Here is an 18769-nt window from a genome sequence, read left to right on the forward strand (position 1 = left end):
TTTAGTTTAATTACCTGTTGCTTCAAAACCATCTCGTATTGCCGCTTCAAGAACAGGAATGTTTACAGCTGCCAGCGTTTTGAATTTAATGCAATAGCCGGTCACGCTCGCCTTGCCAATTTTGTCTCCGTAGGTTTTGGCTAAATACGTCTTGTCTTCGAGACCAATTATGTAGACCGAGATTCCAGTTGTATTGGCACTGACACCAATTTGATAAAAGTCTCTGGTTTCTCCATTAGCATATTTCATGGTTTGAAATCCATAGCCAATATTGGGATTAGAAACAATTTTACCATTATCGTCTTTGCCATCCAGGAACCATAATTTACATTCTGGCTTTAGCTGCAGCATAATGTTATGCAGGGTTTGCATGTCGCTGCTTTTTGGCTCAGGTTGGCTGCTGATATACGCTTTTATTTGTTCTTGTACACTCATTATGCTTACTGATTACTAAAGACTGAACACTATTTTAAAAGTCTTTCTTCTTCGAATAATAATTTGATATTCTCATACGAGTTTTTCAACGCTTCTTTTATTTGCTCCGGATTGAGCCAAACCGCTTTTTCGATACCTTCATTGGCTTGCGGAAATGGTATTCCGTCAAATTTAGTCTGCATCTCAAACCAATGCGTGACTTTGAGTTTATACTTTCCGTTGCGTTTAAAAATGTGATAGGTTTTTTGAAGTTTTCGGGTAATCGCTAATTTATCAACGCCGGTTTCCTCTTCTACTTCACGCATTGCGGTATCTTCAATATCTTCTCCTCTTTCGATGCCGCCTTTTGGCAAATCCCATTTTCCGTTTCTGAAAATGAATAAAACATCGCCATTTTTGTTGAAAACCAAACCGCCGCCAGCTTTGCAAACCGGAATTTTTTCTTTTAGTTTTTTCAGAATGGCTTTTTCATCAGGATAATACAAGGATGCCTTTTGAATTTTGTTTTGAAACATTTTGATGATGAGTTGCTCAATATCAATGCTTTCCAACAAAAACAACTGAAAATCGGTCTCTTTAGCGATTTCGTTGGTTAAAAAAAGTGGTTTATCGTTGACAAAAACTTTATACATTTGTACTATGATTTTTAATAAAGACACAGCCGAAAAAACAGCCGAATTGCTTTTACAAATAAATGCAATTAAATTGAATCCAAAAAATCCTTTTACGTGGGCATCGGGTTGGAATTCTCCAATTTACTGCGATAACCGACTAATACTCTCATTCCCAGCGATAAGAAATTTTGTACGGGAAGAATTTTCTAAACATATTGAGAAAGAATTTGGCAAACCTGACGTAATTGCAGGAGTAGCTACCGGAGCGATTGGAATTGGTATGCTTGTAGCGGAATACATGGGATTGCCTTTTGTTTATGTTCGTCCGGAACCAAAAAAACACGGAAGACAAAATCAGGTGGAAGGATTTTTGCAAAAAGGGCAAAACGTTGTTGTAGTTGAAGATTTAATCAGCACCGGAAACAGTAGTTTGATTGCCGTTGAAGCTTTGAAAGAAGCCGGAGCACATGTCAAAGGAATGGTCGCAATTTTTACGTATGGCTTTGATGCTGCCGTTGAGAATTTCAAAAAAGCAAATGTCGATTTACACACGCTGGCCGATTACAATCATTTACTAGAATTGGCTGTTGCCAAAAATTATATCACCGAAAAAGAATTGAAAACATTACAGGAATGGCGAGAAAGTCCGTCGACGTGGAATGTTTAATTAAGTAAAAAGGGATAAGTCTCCCAAATAACCAAATAACCGAATAACCAAATGAACTTAGAAAGTCCAAAAGTTACCGTAGCAAAATCAGCACAACACATCTTTGATGCTTTATCGGATGTAAAAAACTTTGAAAAACTAATGCCCGAGAATATTGCCAAATTTGAAGTTTTGGGTGATGATATTTTCAACTTTGGTCTAAAAGGAATGCCGGAAATCAAATTGAAGATGAAGGACAAAACACCTCATTCTAAAGTAGTTTTGGCTGCAGCCAGTGATAAATTACCATTTACTTTAACGGCTAACATTGATGCCATTTCTGATGCTCAAAGCGCAGTGCAATTACATTTTGAAGGTGATTTTAACCCAATGATGGCAATGATGATTAAAGGGCCAATTTCAAAGTTTATTGAGACGTTGGCGGAGAATATGAATAAGCTATAATTGGAGTTCCAAAGATGAAACACAAAAGACACAAAGAAAAGTAAAGACACAAAGCTCTTTGTGACTTTTGAAACCTTTTGATTCTTTTGTGGTTAAAAATTAAATCTATTTAACTGTCGTCAATCGTTTGTCAATCACTCTCTCCATATAATCTTGAACGAATGCTTTACATCTTAACTCCAGTAAATCCATAGCGGCATTTCGTTTTGAAATTAAGTTGTGTTCCATTGCTTTGTCATCCTTATCATAAAACCCAATCGCTTTCTTACCATCAAAGGTGCAGATATAATCGCCGCTCATAAATTGGTACATATTCGAACCGTATTTAACCACAAATGGCGCGACCTTTTTTTCGTTAATCAGGCTTCTGCCCCAACTTCTAAAAGGTTTCTGATACCCTATCATATCTAACAGCGTTGGGTAAATATCTATTTGCTGTGCCCAATCCGTATTCACACCAACATATTTCTCATTTGGTGAAAAGAACAAAATCGGAACTGTATGTTTATTGAATTCCTTTTTATATTCATCGTAAGCAATAGTATTTCCGTGATCGGCAACAAGAACAAATATGGTGTTTTTGTACCACGATTGCTTTTTGGCTGCAGCAAAAAACTGCTTTAATGCATAATCAGTGTAGCCAATACTTTCATTGATATTTACTTTTCCTTTTGGAAATTTACCGGCATATTTCTCGGGAACTTTGTATGGCTCATGCGAAGAAACTGAGAACAAAGTCGCCATAAAAGGTTGCTTTTTCTGCGATAAGGTTTTGTTGAAATATTGGAAGAAAGGCTCATCCCAAATTCCCCAAACGCCATCAAAATCGGCATCATTATTATATTCTGTTTTGCCATAATAATGGTCATAACCTAAGATGTTTCCGAAACCAAGAAAACCCATCGAACCATTGGGTGCACCATGAAAAAAAGAAGTGTCATAACCTTCACTTTTTAAAGTCGAAACCAGCGATTCTATTTTTTGTTTTGGATAAGGCGATGACGTAAACGCATTCTGAAACGACGGAATTCCCGCAATTACAGAGGAAACGCCGTGTATTGATTTCCAGCCATTGGCATACGCATTGGTAAAAATCAAACTGTGCTGCGATAACGAATCTACAAAGGGCGTGTAGCCTTCATAATCCGGGATTTTTGTTCCTTTATTGAACGCACCATTGTATTCTCGTGCAAAGCTTTCCAGAATAAAAATAACGATATTCGGTTTGGTCTGCGGATTGTTTTTGTATTGCTTTATTGGCATCAATAAACTATCAACCTGCGCCTTGGAAATCAGATTTACTTTCTTAAACGTATTGGTATTCCAGGTTCTGATAATGGCAAATGGCGTATTCAAAACAATATCTGACTGCGACACATTAGTAACAAATCTGCTGGCATCGAGAATATTAATTGGTCGTGTGCTTTTCTTGAAATCACCACGTATCCCACCAATACAAAGTGTCACGATTAATAAAAAACTAAATATTGATGTAGCAAAGTATTTGATATTTGGCGTTTCTGCTTTGTGATGCACTTTGGTTTTTTTATATAGCAAAATCCAGATAAAAGAAAGCGCAAAAAACAATAAAAACACATGCCAATAATTAAGCAGAAAATCAAAAAGCAAAAGCATCTTATTACTCTCATTTTCAAGCGTATCAAGCGATGCTCTTGTACTTCTGCTAAAAGTATAGCGGTAATAAATAAAATCAATAAAATTGGCTGAATACGCTAGTAAATTCGGAATGAAATACAAGTAGAAAAGTACCTTTTGATAGTTTTTCTTGGAGTTATAAAGCACCGGAATTATGGAAGCCAGAATAAACAAACCATTGACATACAAAATGGTTGTGGTGTCAAAAGCCAAACCGTGGAAACACAGTTTCAGAAAATCTATTACGCTGTCAACTTTTATTAAAGAACTGTTATATACATAGAATAAAATTCTGGCTATGGAGTAAAAAACATAAGCCAATAGAATTCTAATGGCTAACACTTTATACTCTTCAATACGCGGGTATTTTTTCATTTTCAGCATAAAATTAAAGGAAACAAAACTACATATTTCGGTGGTAAATGCTGCATATTTTGAATTAATATTGTGCATGACACTAATATTAATTAATTTGCATTAAAATTAGCAGTACAATGACTCAAATCTCGAGACTTTTTGACTTTCCTTACCATCAACTTGAAAAATACAATCTTCAGGATGCATTAGTTACTAAACATAACGGACAATGGGTTAAAACCTCAACTAAAGAATATCTTGAAAAAGCCAACATTATTTCGAGAGCCTTGCTGCGTTTGGGAGTTCAGAAAAACGATAAGATTGCCATCATTTCTTCTAATAACAGGACAGAATGGCATATTATGGATATTGGAATTTTACAAACCGGAGCGCAAACAGTTCCGATATATCCAACCATTTCAGAAACTGATTATGAGTATATTTTGAATCATTCGGAAGCTATTTATTGCTTTGTTTCGGATGAAGAAGTTTTGGGTAAATTGAATTTTATTAAAAATAATGTTCCAAAACTCAAAGAAGTGTATTCTTTCAATGAAATTACCGGATGCAAAAACTGGTCGGAATTACTTGAATTAGGAAAAGACGAAAGCAATCAGAATGAAGTTGAAGAACGAAAAAATAATATTGCACCTCTAGAATTAGCCACAATAATTTATACTTCGGGAACAACCGGAAAACCAAAAGGCGTAATGCTTTCACACAACAATATCGTTTCAAATGTTTTAGACAGTGCCGAACGCATTCCATTTGACGCGGGAAAAAGTCGTGCGTTGAGCTTCCTGCCTATCTGCCATATTTATGAACGAATGGTGACTTACATTTATCAGTATTATGGCGTGGCTATCTATTTTGGCGAATCGATTGAAAAGATATCTGATAACATAAAGGAAGTCCATCCTAACGTAATGACAGGCGTTCCCAGACTTATTGAAAAAGTCTATGACAAGATTATTGCCAAAGGTTCGGAACTGACCGGAATTAAAAAGAAACTGTTTTTCTGGGCAATTGAAATCGGATTGAAATATGAGCCATATGGAGTCAATGGCTTTTGGTATGAGTTTCAATTAAAAATCGCGCGCAAGCTTATTTTCAGCAAATGGAAAGATGGTTTGGGCGGAAAATTAGATTTGATTGTTAACGGGAGTGCAGCCTTACAGCCGCGTTTAGCCCGAATATTTGCAGCGGCAGAAATCTATGTAATGGAAGGTTATGGTCTGTCTGAAACCTCACCTGTTATATCGGTAAATGATTTGAGAAACAAAGGTTTCAAAATTGGGACTGCCGGAAGGATTATACAAAATGTAGAAGTAAAAATCGCTGCCGATGGCGAAATCCTTTGCAAAGGACCGAATGTGATGATGGGTTATTACAAAGACGAAACCTTAACCAAAGAAGCTATTGTTGACGGATATTTCCACACCGGTGATATTGGAGAAATTGATGCCGATGGTTTTCTCAGAATTACAGACCGTAAAAAAGAAATGTTCAAAACATCGGGCGGAAAATATATTGCGCCGCAGTTACTTGAAAACGCCATGAAACAATCGCGTTTTATTGAGCAAATCATGGTCATTGGCGATGGACAAAAAATGCCTGCTGCCTTTATTCAACCCAATTTTGAATTCGTAAAAGAATGGGCAAAACTGCACAAAACAAACATTGGAACAACCAACGAAGAAATTATAGCAAACGATGAAGTCATTAAACGAATTCAACAGGAAGTTGATACCATTAATGAAAAATTCGGAAACTGGGAAAAAATCAAGAAGTTTGAGTTAACTCCGGATTTATGGACCGTACCAGCCGGACATTTAACACCAACTATGAAGCTGAAGCGTAAAGTTGTCATGGAAAAATATATCAATTTATTCCATAAAATATACGACTCAAACTAATCTTAACCCAAGGCGCTGCCGACTCGAAGCTTTAGCTGAATAGGCGAAGCAATTGTATGGAGCGCAGCGGAATAAATCCTTTAGAACATGAAAATTAGAACAATTGTAAGCAGCTTGTTATTGATAATTTTATTTTCAGGCTGCAAAGAAAGTAAAACAGAAGACACTACAAAAGCCAACTATCTGGATTACTCCAAAAGTGATGATCAGGCAACCGGTGGAATCAAAATGATTCCAATCACTACTCCAATTGGCAAATTCAATGTCTGGACAAAACGTGTTGGTAACAATCCCAAAATAAAAGTCCTTTTATTACATGGCGGTCCGGGCGGAACGCACGAATTCTTTGAAAGTTTTGATGGCTATTTCCCTAATGAAAGCATTGAATACATTTATTACGACCAATTAGGTTCCTACTACAGCGACCAGCCTACTGACAATAGTTTATGGACGATTGACCGCTTTGTTGATGAAGTTGAACAAGTGCGCAAAGCATTGAAATTAGACAATTCTAACTTCTATTTAATGGGACAATCCTGGGGCGGAATCCTTGCCATGGAATACGCTTTAAAATATCAGAAGAACTTAAAAGGATTAGTCATTGCTAATATGATGGCAAGTGCTCCGGCTTATAACAAATATGCTGAAGATGTTCTGGGACCAATGCTTCCTAAAGAAGTATTTGCACAAATCAAAGAGTTTGAAGCAAAGAAGGATTATACAAATCCAAAATACATGGAATTGTTGTATAAATATTATTATTCAGAACACATATTGAGAAAACCTGTTGAACAATGGCCGGAATCTATAAACCGTGCTTTCAAGCATTTAAATCCGGATGTGTATGTGTTTATGCAAGGTCCAAGTGAATTCGGAATTACAGGTGATGCTACTTTAAAAGATTGGGATATCACTTCAAAACTAAAAACGCTTACGATTCCAACCTTGGTTATCGGCGCAAAATATGATACGATGGATCCAAAACATATGGAATGGATATCCAAAGAAGTCCAAAACGGGCGCTTTTTATATTGTCCAAACGGAAGCCATTGTTCGCAGTACGATGATCAGGAACATTATTTTCCGGGTGTAATTTCCTTTTTGAAAGATGTCGACAGCGGCAATTTTAAAAAATCATAATGCTTACTAATCTCATTCACAGCAAAGCTTCCTGCCATTTTTCAGGAAGCTTTTTGCATTCCGTTTATACCAAAAATTCATAATAGTTTATTAAATAGGTTATTAACAATCCTCATTTTTAAATAGTTAATAATTAATTATGTTAATTTTTAACAATTGTTTAATAATGGGTAATTTTATTTCATTAACCAATAAAACTTTTAATTATGAATGTAAAAAACTTTATTGTCGGCGGAATTGTAGGTGGTATTGTAGACTTCTTATTAGGATGGGTAGTTTACGGAATGCTGCTTAAAGACACTTTTCCAAAAAGCGCATGTGATGGTCCAGCAGAAAACATGCTGTTTATTTTCTTGGGATGCATGTCTTTCGGATTTTTAATCTCCTGGGTTTTTTCACAAGGTGAAGGAATTTCAAACATGGCTGCCGGAATTAAAATGGCACTTGGTATTTCCGTTCTAATGGGAATGTGCAGTTGGTTCTTCATGAATATGACACAAGAAACCATTGACGTTAAACTAATGGCAATTGACATAGTTGCCGGAATGGTATTGGCTACAGGTGTTGGTGCTGCCGTTGCAATGGTCAATGGAAAAATGAAGTAGTACATAATAATTTTCATAGTGTGAAAACGTCCGGGATTAAGTTCTCGGGCGTTTTTTGTTTGCCTAAATGTGTGAATTATACAATTAAATAAAATTATTATAGAAGTTTAGGTTATTTAAAAGAATAACCTTTGAGGTTGCCTTATACAACAAAAAAGGCTAACTAATTTTAAATAAAAAATCATGAATCTTAAAAGAATATTTGGAGCCTTACTTACCTTACTTGGAATCATAAGTCTTATTTATGCAGCACAGGTTTTCCTGACAGCAACAGAAAGCACAAGAGATATTAAAACACTTATTATCTATGGTGCCTTAGGCATAATTTTCTTTGCATCAGGTATCAGTTTAGTGCGTACTACAAAGGATGAATCGTAGGATATAAAAAGCATATCTCTTGTCTTTTATATTACGATACGAAAATAAAAAATCATTTACTCAATTATGGGATAATAACCATTTTAAAGAGACTACCTTTAACAGATAATTATATCATGAATAAAACCATTTTTGTGAAATTGTTATATAATATATACCTAAACAAAAATCATGGATACTTCAGAAATTGAAAAATCTAAATCGCACATTATCGTTGAAATTATTCAATACATACCCAACGCCGTGGTAAGCAAAACTATTATCAAAAAAACGACGGGTAATATTACTGCCTCCTCATTTGATGCCGGCGAAGAGCTTGCCGAAAAAACATCTCCTTATGATAATTACATTCAAATTATTCACGGAGCGGCAGAGATTATCATTAAAAACCAAAAACACAAACTTGGATTAGGAGAAGGTATTATAATTCCGGCTCATGCGCGCCATAGTTTCAATGCCAACGAACAATTCAAAATGATTTCCACTATCATTAAAAGTGGTTATGAAGATTAAATAGTAATCTTCATAATTATATTGTTGCTGAAAAATTTCATTGCAAATGAAAAAAAGGTAAAACTCCGAGTTTAATGTTGGGAGCACACTAAAGTGCTTTTCAAATGAACTTCAAAAAAATGAAACTCTACGTTAAGTATATGGTTAGTCTGCGTTGTAAAATGTTAGTCAAGGAAGAATTAAAAAATTTAGGACTACATCATACTTCTGTTGAGCTTGGTGTGGTCGAAATAATGGAAGATCTTAGCAACGAACAACGAGCCAAATTAAAAGCTGCTTTATTGGAATCGGGTTTAGAATTGATGGACGATAAAAAGGCTATGCTGATTGAAAAAATAAAAATTGTCATCACTGAGATGATCCATTACAATGATGAGTTGCCCAAAGTAAACTACTCCGAATACATCAGCAAAATGATGGACTATGATTACACTTATCTGGCCAATATCTTCTCTGAAGTTAAAGGGGTTACCATCGAACACTATATCATTGCCCACAAAATAGAAAAAGTAAAAGAACTGCTGCTCTATGATGAACTCAACCTCACCGAGATATCATACCGAATGAATTACAGTAGTGTCTCGCATTTATCCACCCAATTTAAAAAAGTAACAGGACTAACACCTACCTTTTTCAAAAACCTTAAAGACAAAAAGCGTATCAACTTAGATGATGTGTGAATTATATCATTTAATTCCAATATTATACAATAGGTATTTGATTTAAAAACACACCTTTGACTAAACAGTCTAAACAAACTATTTTGAAACTCTACATAAAATACATGGTCAGTAACCGCTGCAAAATGATGGTTAAAGACGAACTCAAAAAATTAGGTCTTCACTTTATCATTGTAGATTTGGGTGTGGTAGAGATCATGGAAGACATTTCTGAAGAAAAGAAAGCACTATTAAAAGCGAACTTGTTTGAATCCGGTTTAGAACTGATGGATGACAAAAGAGCAATAATGATTGAAAAGATAAAAAATGTAATCATCGAAATGATTCACTATGCTGATGAGCCTATCAAAATAACTTTTTCGGAGCATTTGAGTGAAAAATTAAATCAAAATTATACCTATCTCGCCAACTTGTTTTCAGAAGTACAAGGCACTACCATAGAGCAATTTTTGATTTTACACAAAGTAGAACGCATCAAAGAATTGATTATTTATGATGAGCTGAATATTACTGAAATTGCCTGGAAAATGAACTACAGCAGTGTGGCACATTTATCCACTCAATTCAAAAAAGTAACCGGCTTATCGCCTTCCCATTTCAAAGCATTAAAAGACAAAAGAAGAAGCCCCATTGAAGAATTGGGTAATTAATCTTAATATAAAACCTATGAACAAAACCGAACTATCGGAAACTTTACCTGACAATCCAACGGATTTGTTTTTTGAAATGTTTGAAAACAGCGCTATTGGTATGACTTTTACCGATGCAAAAACGTCTCGCTTTCTCTATGTGAACAAATCGTTTCTGCATTGTTTTGGCTATACTAAAGCCGAAATCATGGGAAAAACGTCAACAGAATTGGGAATCATTGCACCTGAAATTCGCGAGAAAATAACTTTACAGTTAAAAAGCACCGAGGTTTTAGACAATATCGAAATCAGTCTCAAAAATAAAAAAGGAAAATCCTTTTGGTTTCTCATTTCCATTCAAGTCATGAAATTAGGTGAAACGGAATGCATACATACTTCCTTTATTGACATCACCGAACAAAAGAAAACTACGGCCGAACTGGTGGTTGCCAATAAAGAACTGGCTTTTCAAAATGCCGAAAAAGAAAAACGCGCCGCTGAATTAGCCATTGCCAATATAGAACTCGAACACCAAAACAGCGAAAAAGAAAAACGCGCAGAGGAATTACTCATCGCCAACAAAGAATTGGAATACCAAAACAAAATAAAAGAAAAACGGGCAGCCGAATTAATCATTGCCAACAAAGAATTATTATTTCAAACCGGAGAAAAGCAAGATCGGGCAGATGAATTGGTAATAGCCGATAAAGAGCTTGATTTTCAAAATCAGGAAAAAGAAAAACGGGTTTCCGAAAACAAAGAACTCGAAGCCTATAATTACTCCTTAAAAGTAGCTTCGCAATATTCGTTAAGTCTTATCGAAGCCAGTCGGGATCCTTTGTTTACCATAAGCCCCAAGGGAAAAATTACCGATACGAATCAAGCTTCTGTCAGGGTAACCGGCGTTTCAAAAGAAGAACTAATTGGATCCGATTTTTTTGATTATTTTACAGAACCTGAAAAAGCAAAAAAAGTATACAAAGAAGTTTTTGATAAAGGATTTATCATCGATTATCCACTAGTCATTACCGATGGCGAATTGGTTCATGTACTGTTTAACGGCTCTGTTTATAAAGATGAAAAAGGAAATATTATTGGTGCCGTTGTAGTGGCTCGGGATATCACCGAACAAAAAAAGGCGGAAAAAGAATTAATTGAAGCCAAAACTTTTGCCGAACTGGCATCCTCTATTGCTGAAGAAGCCAAAATTATAGCAGAAGCAGCGACTACGAAAGCCAATGAAGCGGTAAAATCTAAACAACAGTTCTTGTCGAATATGAGTCACGAAATTCGGACTCCAATGAATGCCATCATCGGATTTACCAAAGTGGTGCTCAAAACCGAACTGACCGCCAAACAAAAAGAATACCTTACTGCTATTAAAATGAGTGGCGATGCCTTAATTGTACTTATCAATGACATTCTCGATTTAGCCAAAGTCGATGCCGGAAAAATGACTTTTGAAAAAACACCTTTCAAACTAAAGCTATCCATAAAAGCGATGTTGCATCTCTTTGAAACTAAGATTCAGGAGAAAAACTTAAAATTAGTTACACATTATGATGCCACTATTCCTGAGGTTTTAGTCGGCGATCCGGTGCGTTTACATCAAATCATACTGAATTTAGTTAGTAATGCTGTTAAATTCACAAGCATAGGAAAAATAACAATCAGTGTAAAATTGGTTTCTGAAACCGATGACGATGTAGCCATACGATTTTCGGTAGCTGATACCGGCATTGGCATTAGCGAAACCAAAACAGATAAAATATTTGAAAACTTTCAACAGGCAACCAGCGGAACTTCCCGAATATTTGGCGGAACCGGTTTAGGACTAGCCATTGTAAAACAATTAGTAGAAGCTCAAAATGGAACAATTGAAGTAGAAAGTACAATTGGCAATGGCTCTACTTTTAGCTTTATGCTCTATTTTGATAAAACCCATGTTGAAACCGTATTAGAACCCGAAATTTTCGAAATCGATACCGAAATAAAAGACACCAAAATATTAGTCGTAGAAGACATGGAACTAAATCAGTTGCTAATGAAAACGCTGCTGGACGATTTTGGTTTCGAATGTGAAATTGCTGCCAATGGCAAAATTGCCGTTGAAAAGCTGCAAAAAAACAAGTATGATATTATTCTAATGGACTTGCAAATGCCCGAGATGAATGGCTTTGAAGCCACCGAATATATCAGACAAACGATGAAACTAACCTTGCCTATCATAGCCTTAACCGCTGATGTAACTACGGTTGATGTGGCCAAATGCAAAGCCGTTGGCATGAACGATTATATTTCGAAACCGGTTGACGAGCGTTTGTTATACAGCAAATTAATCACCTTTATAAAAAAACCAATCGCCATAATCGAAAATGAAATCAAAGGTAACAGACAAACCCAAACCATAAAATATGTGGATTTGAGTTATCTGACACAACTCACCAAAGCCAACCCGAAATTAATGACCGAAATGATACAGGTATATCTAAAACAAACACCGCCATTACTGCTCTCGATGAAGCAAAGTTTCCGGGATAAAGATTGGCCATTATTAAAAGCCACCGCACACAAAATAATACCTTCTTTTGCCATAATGGGCATCAATGTGCAATATGAAGAACTGGCTAAAAAGATTCAGGATTATGCCGAAAAATTAGAACTGTCGGAAGAGTTAAATGATTTGGTCACAGAACTTGAAAAAGTATGCTTACAATCGTTTGTAGAATTAGAAAATGAATTAATCCATTTAAAAAAATAAGTTATGAAAGCTGAACATAAAGTAAAACTCTTCCTGGTCGATGATGATGCCGTTTTCTTAAAATCATTGGAGATACAATTTATGGAACATACCAATTTTGATGTAGAAACCTTTTCAACCGGAGAATTGTGCATTCAAAATTTAGCCAAAAAGCCCGATGTCATTGTATTGGATTACCATCTGGATGGAGTAGTAAAAAATGCTATAAACGGAATGCAAACTTTAGATATAATCAAAGATACCAATGGCGGCATTCCTGTAATCATGCTATCGAGTCAAGATAAGATTGAAGTGGCGGTAAGTTGCATGCATCACAAAGCATTTGATTATGTTGTGAAAAGTGAAACCGCTTTTATTCGTTTGCAAAAGGTAATTTCCAACATCTTTAAATACCAAAAAATGGAAAAAGAACTCAGTTGGTATATGGACCGCATGTAATCCCTAGACAATGTGTGAATTATAAAAAATAATGCATAAATTTTATAATCGATTATTACCGCTTCTATGGCAACTTTGTAATACTAAAATAAACTTCTAGTAATAACTTTATTAGAGTTAGTAAAACAAAATCAACATGGAAACTACAGCAAAAAAAATCGGCATTTGGATGGATCATTCCATTGCTCATTTAATGGAATTTTCAAGCAATCCGTTTGAAGTTCAAACTATCGAATCCAATTTTACACATCAGGAAAAAATGGAAAGCCTTCTAAAAGGCGAGGATCATTTGCACAATAAAGAGCAACAGAAACAATCCAAATATTATAATAAACTGTTGGCTGCTGTCAAAAAGTATAATGAAGTTATTCTCTTTGGTCCAACCAATGCCAAAGAAGAACTTTTCAATGTTATAGTGGCCGATGCCCGTTTCCATAATATTAAAATCCAGGTAAAGCAAACCGATAAAATGACGCCAAGAGAACAACATGCTTTTGTCAGAGACTTTTTTTCGAATAAATAAATTCAAAAACGAAATGAAGATGAAGAACAGAGCAAGCAATTTTCTGACCAGAACTTCCCATGACCAGGTTAAAAGTATGGCCGATAAGAAGAAACATTTCGCTACTAAAGCTTTGTGTGAAGAGGCTATGAATGAATTAAAAAAAATCTATTGGCATGAAAAACAACTTTTGGTTGTCGTTCCAATCTTAATGAGAAGTGCTACCACATTTGAATTAGTAGAATCGCTTACCTTACTTTCAGACTATACAGGAGAACATATTAATTTACTGGAAAGCAAATTTCCGGAGATTAATAAAATCCCAAAGATAAAAAAAGCATACAAAGCCGTCACTTATGAAAATATAGTGTGACTATAAAAATACTTCGATGAATACTGCATGCCATACAGTGTATAAATGTTAAAAATGTTTAGGTTGATTTTTTTGGTTAGTTGATGATAAGTGGGGAACACTTATTATCTAGCCCTGTCGCACTTAACGGCAGGGTTTTTTTGTCAATTTTTAAAAAGTGTGAATAACACAAACTATAATAATAGTTGTATAACACTATGGCAACCAATGTTAGTAACCTTTGCCTTAAATAATAAAAAACTCAAAACATGAAAAAATTACTACTCTTATGTATATGCCTGGCATCTACACTTACAACAAAAGCGCAAACCGAAGACAAGAAATGGAACGTTGGTCTTCATGGCGGAATCATTCAATACAATGGAGATTTAGGCAGAGATTGGTACAAAACTGATAAAACCATGTATGGCTTTGCCGGTCTAAGTGTGTCAAGATATTTATGGAAATATATAGATATAAGCGCTCTATATACTCGTGGAACGCTAGGATACGACAGCGGTGTTACCGGATTTAAAAGTGATTACAGTTCAGCTTCCATTAATTTAAGATTAAACCTTATTGGACCAGAATTTGCCGTTAGACCTTATGTATTTGGTGGTTGGGGTGGTATTCTTTTTGACAGACAACTTAACTTTCATAAACCAAAAATCGACACTACTTTTCCTGTAGTCGGTGGAGGTATTAATTTCAGATTATCTCCTGTAGTTTCACTTAACCTTCAGGAAACATTTGTATTTACCAATAACGATAGACGAGACGGAATCGTAAATGGAAAAAAAGACGATTACTTGATGCACATGGCCGGATTGACATTCAATTTTGGAAGCAAAAAAGACGCTGATAATGATGGCGTTTCTGATAGTAAAGACAAATGTCCGGATACTCCGGCTGGTGTTTCCGTTGATAAAAAAGGATGTCCATTAGACCGTGATGGTGATGGTGTATATGATTATTTAGACTCTTGTCCAGATGTCGCAGGAAATGCACTTATGAATGGTTGCCCTGATAGAGATAATGACGGAGTTACAGATGCTGAAGATCGTTGCCCGGATACCAGAGGAACAGTTGCGCTAAAAGGTTGCCCGGATGCTGATAATGATGGCGTAGCTGATTTAGATGATAAATGTCCAAACTCAACTCCGGGAAGCAAAGTTGATGCAGTCGGATGTGCTTTGGATAATGACAAAGATGGTGTCAATAACGACGAAGATCGTTGCCCTGATACTTATGGTCCGGTTAGTTTAAAAGGTTGCCCTGATACCGATGGCGATGGTATAGCCGATATTGATGATCGTTGTCCAAATGCCAAAGGAACTGCAGAAAATAAAGGTTGTCCGGAAATTGCCAAAAAAGACGTAGTAAGAATCACTTATATCGGAAGTAAAATTTTCTTCGAAAACAATAGTGATAAATTAAAAGTTGCTTCTTTAGTTTTATTAGATGAATTAGTTGCAATCCTTAACAAGTATGATGCTGCCAATCTGACAATCGATGGTCATACCGACAGCAATGGTTCGGATGAATTCAATATGGTGCTATCACAAAAACGTACCAATTCTGTTCGGGCTTATTTAATCAGTAAAGGGGTTTCTGACTCTCATTTAACATCAACCGGATTTGGAGAAACCAAACCGATTGCGGATAACAAAACTTCTTTAGGACGTTCAAAAAACCGTAGAGTGGAATTGAAAATTGCCTACTAACATATAAAATATTATGCCCTAGTTTTTTTAAAAGGTTGCCTCGTTGAGGCAGCCTTTTTTTATTGACACCTATTGACTCACCCTTTACCGAAAGTGTGAATAATGCAACTTATACAAATAGTTGTATAACAACTATGTACCTAAATATTATGAAATTTATACCTGCGAATAAATCCTTTTTACTAACCAAAAAAGCAAAAAGGGAATTTTAATTAATCCTTAAAAAAATTAAATTATGAAAACAATTTCAAAACTCAGAATGGCGGTTGTAGCACTAACATTGGCTTGTACTGTACCGACATTTGCCGAACCGGTAACACCGGAAACTACATCAATCAGTAACAAAGCTGCAGAAGATGCTAAAACAGAAGTATTGCTCAACCGATTAAAAGAAATCAAAGATATGGATAAATCCAATCTAACAAGAGTTGAGAAAAAAGCATTACGTAAAGAAGTCAAAGAAATCAAAGCAACGATGAAAGCCAGCAACAACGGGGTTTATCTTTCTGTTGGAGCCATTATCATTATCATTTTATTATTGATTTTAATCTTATAGTCAAAAAATACTTCGATGTACCTTTTTACGTTCTCATACCTTTAATTCTCTGAATCTTTTCAGAGAATTTTAGTTAAAAGCAGTGTCAAACAAATTTCTGTTTACTACAAATTATAACTTATAGAACTATGATTACTGCCTTAAAAAATATTTTCACTGATACCGGTAACATTACCTTATTTGCTGCAAGGTTTTTTAAAGAAGTCTTTAGACCACCTTTTCAGATAAATGAATTTATAAGACAGTGTTATGCTGTGGGCTATAAATCATTACCGTTGGTAACTATAACCGGTTTTATCATGGGTTTGGTGCTCACGATACAATCGCGTCCAACGATGGCAAAGTTTGGTGCCGAATCCTGGTTGCCAAGCATGGTCTCGCTTTCATTGATACGGGAAATTGCTCCTGTAATCACTGCCTTAATCTGTGCCGGAAAAATTGCTTCAGGCATTGGTGCCGAATTAGGTTCGATGAAAGTGACCGAGCAGATTGATGCTATGGAAGTTTCGGCTATTAATCCGTATAAGTATTTGGTAGTAACCCGAATATTAGCTACTACCATAATGATTCCCATTTTGGTTATTTATGCCGATTTTGTTGGGATTTTTGGTGGATATATTGGCTATAACGTTCATGGCAATATGAGCATGTACCGCTACTTTGCCGGTGTTTTTGAACATTTGGAATTTCTCGATGTCATGCCTGCCACTATTAAAACCTTCTTCTTCGGGTTTTTCATTGGACTGATTGGCTGCTACAAAGGGTTCAATGCATCCAACGGAACTGCGAGTGTTGGTATTGCAGCCAACTCGGCAGTGGTAACCGCTTCACTTTCTATTTTTATTATTGATATGCTGGCCGTACAAATAACTGATTTATTTTTCTAATGGAACGAAATTCACCAGTCATAGCAATCACTAATCTACACAAAGCCTTTGGCGATAATGAAGTGCTGAATGGCGTCAATATCACCGTAAACAAAAGTGAAGATGTAGTAATCCTTGGTCGTTCAGGAACCGGAAAATCGGTGACGATTAAATGTTTAGTCGGATTGGAAAAAGCCGACCAGGGAGAAATAAAAGTCTTCGGTATCGATATCACCAAACTCAACAACAATGATCTCAATACCATCAGAGCGCGCATAGGTTTTATGTTTCAGAATGGAGCACTTTACGACTCCATGTCGGTAAGACAAAACCTGACGTTTACCTTAAAACATCACGATAAGACAATCTCAAAAGAAGCTATTGAAACCCAAATAACAGAAGCCCTTCAGAGTGTAGGTTTATTGGAAGCGATTGACAAAATGCCTTCTGAACTCTCGGGAGGTATGCGAAAGCGCATCGGTATGGCCAGAACATTAATCATCAAACCGGAAATCATATTGTATGACGAGCCTACTTCGGGACTGGATACTATAACGGCGAGAGAAATCAGTGAATTGATGGTTTCCATTCAGAAAGAATACAAAACCACTTCGCTCGTTATTACGCACGATATGGCTTGCGCCAAATTAACAGGCAATAGGATCCTGATTTTAAAAGATGGTGTCATTCATGCGGAAGGCACTTATACCGAATTGGAAAAAAGTAAAGACTCGTGGGTTAGGTCTTTTTTTATATAATTTAAAATAACAGCTATGATAAAAAAAACAGGATATATATGGAAATTAGGCATGTTTGTCATTATTGGAGTACTACTTTTTATAATTGGCATCTATTTTATTGGTAAAAACAGAAATCTATTTGGTGAAACGTTTCAGTTAAAAGCAAACTTTAGTACTGTAAGTGGATTGAAAGTAGGCAACAATGTTCGCTTTTCAGGTATCAATATCGGTTCCGTAAAAGCTATCGAATTTGTTTCCGACACCTCGGTTGTGGTAATAGTAGTCATCAAAGAGGAAGTCCGCAAATACATCAAGACCGATGCCATGGCCAGTATTGGTTCTGACGGATTGATGGGAGATAAAGTATTGACCATTTCTCCGGGGACAAAGTCAAAAGTAATCGTGAAAAACAATGCTACCATCGCCTCAACCAAAGCCATCGAAATGGAAGACATTATGAAAAGTGTAAAAGTCAGTGTAGATAATGCACAGATAATCACCTATGAACTGGCTGAATTCACATCCAAAATGAATAACAAAAACAGTATGCTTTCCAAGTTGGTAAACGACGATAAAATGGGTAAGTCACTTGATGCTACACTTAATAATATGCAAAATGCAACCAAAGGCTTAAACGAAAATATGGAGGCTGCTAAACACAACATTCTTTTACGTGGTTATTTTAAGAAAAAAGAAAAAGAAGCCGCCAAAAAGAAAAAAGAACTCGAAGAACAAAAGCTTGAAAGCAAGAAAAAATAAGCCGATTGCGCCTTAGATGTGAATCTTGAAACTTTCA

Annotated in this window: 21 protein-coding genes; 18 read left to right on the forward strand and 3 right to left on the reverse strand. The window is 35.8% G+C overall.

Annotated features, from left to right (window positions below):
• Positions 1-6: 6 nt before the first annotated feature.
• The gene (locus GS03_RS09970) at positions 7-435 is read right to left on the reverse strand and encodes a DUF1801 domain-containing protein (protein ID WP_136152397.1); all 429 of its coding nucleotides are present in this window, start codon (positions 433-435) and stop codon (positions 7-9) included.
• 29 nt (positions 436-464) lie between these two features.
• A complete protein-coding gene (locus GS03_RS09975) occupies positions 465-1067 on the reverse strand; it encodes an NUDIX hydrolase (protein ID WP_136152398.1) in 603 nt (200 codons plus the stop codon).
• 7 nt (positions 1068-1074) lie between these two features.
• Here GS03_RS09975 and pyrE point away from each other — a divergent pair, with 7 nt between their 5' ends.
• Complete coding sequence (gene pyrE, locus GS03_RS09980; protein ID WP_136152399.1) at positions 1075-1716, forward strand: orotate phosphoribosyltransferase; 642 nt, start codon at positions 1075-1077, stop codon at positions 1714-1716.
• A 51-nt stretch (positions 1717-1767) separates the two neighbouring features.
• A complete protein-coding gene (locus tag GS03_RS09985; protein ID WP_136152400.1) occupies positions 1768-2160 on the forward strand; it encodes an SRPBCC family protein in 393 nt (130 codons plus the stop codon).
• Positions 2161-2265: 105 nt separating this feature from the next.
• Here GS03_RS09985 and GS03_RS09990 read toward each other — a convergent pair whose 3' ends face one another.
• Positions 2266-4191, reverse strand: coding sequence for an LTA synthase family protein (locus GS03_RS09990; protein ID WP_136153099.1), 1926 nt, complete (start codon positions 4189-4191; stop codon positions 2266-2268).
• 119 nt (positions 4192-4310) lie between these two features.
• Here GS03_RS09990 and GS03_RS09995 point away from each other — a divergent pair, with 119 nt between their 5' ends.
• The 16 genes from GS03_RS09995 to GS03_RS10070 all read left to right on the forward strand — a co-directional run bounded on the left by GS03_RS09995 (position 4311) and on the right by GS03_RS10070 (position 18732).
• On the forward strand, positions 4311-6089 hold the full coding sequence (locus GS03_RS09995; RefSeq protein ID WP_136152401.1) for an AMP-dependent synthetase/ligase: 1779 nt from the start codon (positions 4311-4313) through the stop codon (positions 6087-6089).
• Between the two features lie 87 nt (positions 6090-6176).
• Positions 6177-7229: a proline iminopeptidase-family hydrolase gene (locus GS03_RS10000; protein WP_136152402.1), complete on the forward strand. Its 1053-nt coding sequence runs from the start codon at positions 6177-6179 to the stop codon at positions 7227-7229.
• 206 nt (positions 7230-7435) lie between these two features.
• Positions 7436-7834 carry a hypothetical protein gene (locus GS03_RS10005; RefSeq protein WP_136152403.1) on the forward strand — a complete coding sequence of 133 codons (399 nt, stop codon included), beginning with the start codon at positions 7436-7438 and terminating at the stop codon, positions 7832-7834.
• 183 nt (positions 7835-8017) lie between these two features.
• Positions 8018-8212, forward strand: a complete 195-nt coding sequence (locus GS03_RS10010; protein ID WP_136152404.1) for a hypothetical protein — start codon at positions 8018-8020, stop codon at positions 8210-8212.
• 171 nt (positions 8213-8383) lie between these two features.
• Positions 8384-8725 carry a cupin domain-containing protein gene (locus tag GS03_RS10015; protein ID WP_136152405.1) on the forward strand — a complete coding sequence of 114 codons (342 nt, stop codon included), beginning with the start codon at positions 8384-8386 and terminating at the stop codon, positions 8723-8725.
• Between the two features lie 119 nt (positions 8726-8844).
• Entirely contained in the window at positions 8845-9405 is a 561-nt protein-coding gene (locus GS03_RS10020) for a helix-turn-helix domain-containing protein (protein ID WP_136152406.1), read from the forward strand.
• Positions 9406-9509: 104 nt separating this feature from the next.
• Complete coding sequence (locus tag GS03_RS10025; RefSeq protein WP_136153100.1) at positions 9510-10055, forward strand: helix-turn-helix domain-containing protein; 546 nt, start codon at positions 9510-9512, stop codon at positions 10053-10055.
• A 16-nt stretch (positions 10056-10071) separates the two neighbouring features.
• Positions 10072-12795, forward strand: a complete 2724-nt coding sequence (locus GS03_RS10030) for a PAS domain S-box protein (protein ID WP_136152407.1) — start codon at positions 10072-10074, stop codon at positions 12793-12795.
• Between the two features lie 3 nt (positions 12796-12798).
• Positions 12799-13233 carry a response regulator gene (locus GS03_RS10035; RefSeq protein WP_136152408.1) on the forward strand — a complete coding sequence of 145 codons (435 nt, stop codon included), beginning with the start codon at positions 12799-12801 and terminating at the stop codon, positions 13231-13233.
• Between the two features lie 136 nt (positions 13234-13369).
• On the forward strand, positions 13370-13756 hold the full coding sequence (locus GS03_RS10040; protein WP_136152409.1) for a hypothetical protein: 387 nt from the start codon (positions 13370-13372) through the stop codon (positions 13754-13756).
• Positions 13757-13775: 19 nt separating this feature from the next.
• The gene (locus GS03_RS10045; RefSeq protein WP_136152410.1) at positions 13776-14108 is read left to right on the forward strand and encodes a ferritin family protein; all 333 of its coding nucleotides are present in this window, start codon (positions 13776-13778) and stop codon (positions 14106-14108) included.
• A gap of 248 nt (positions 14109-14356) precedes the next feature.
• Positions 14357-15811, forward strand: a complete 1455-nt coding sequence (locus GS03_RS10050) for an OmpA family protein (protein WP_136152411.1) — start codon at positions 14357-14359, stop codon at positions 15809-15811.
• Positions 15812-16046: 235 nt separating this feature from the next.
• Positions 16047-16367 carry a hypothetical protein gene (locus GS03_RS10055; protein WP_136152412.1) on the forward strand — a complete coding sequence of 107 codons (321 nt, stop codon included), beginning with the start codon at positions 16047-16049 and terminating at the stop codon, positions 16365-16367.
• 128 nt (positions 16368-16495) lie between these two features.
• Positions 16496-17254 (forward strand): MlaE family ABC transporter permease, encoded by a 759-nt coding sequence (locus GS03_RS10060; protein ID WP_136152413.1) that lies wholly within the window; start codon positions 16496-16498, stop codon positions 17252-17254.
• Positions 17254-17991, forward strand: coding sequence for an ABC transporter ATP-binding protein (locus GS03_RS10065; protein WP_136152414.1), 738 nt, complete (start codon positions 17254-17256; stop codon positions 17989-17991). The genes GS03_RS10060 and GS03_RS10065 overlap by 1 nt, the downstream gene beginning before the upstream one ends.
• Positions 17992-18006: 15 nt before the next feature.
• Positions 18007-18732: an MlaD family protein gene (locus GS03_RS10070; RefSeq protein ID WP_136152415.1), complete on the forward strand. Its 726-nt coding sequence runs from the start codon at positions 18007-18009 to the stop codon at positions 18730-18732.
• Positions 18733-18769 lie beyond the last annotated feature (37 nt).

This window comes from Flavobacterium sangjuense, from assembly GCF_004797125.1.
Lineage (GTDB): Bacteria > Bacteroidota > Bacteroidia > Flavobacteriales > Flavobacteriaceae > Flavobacterium > Flavobacterium sangjuense.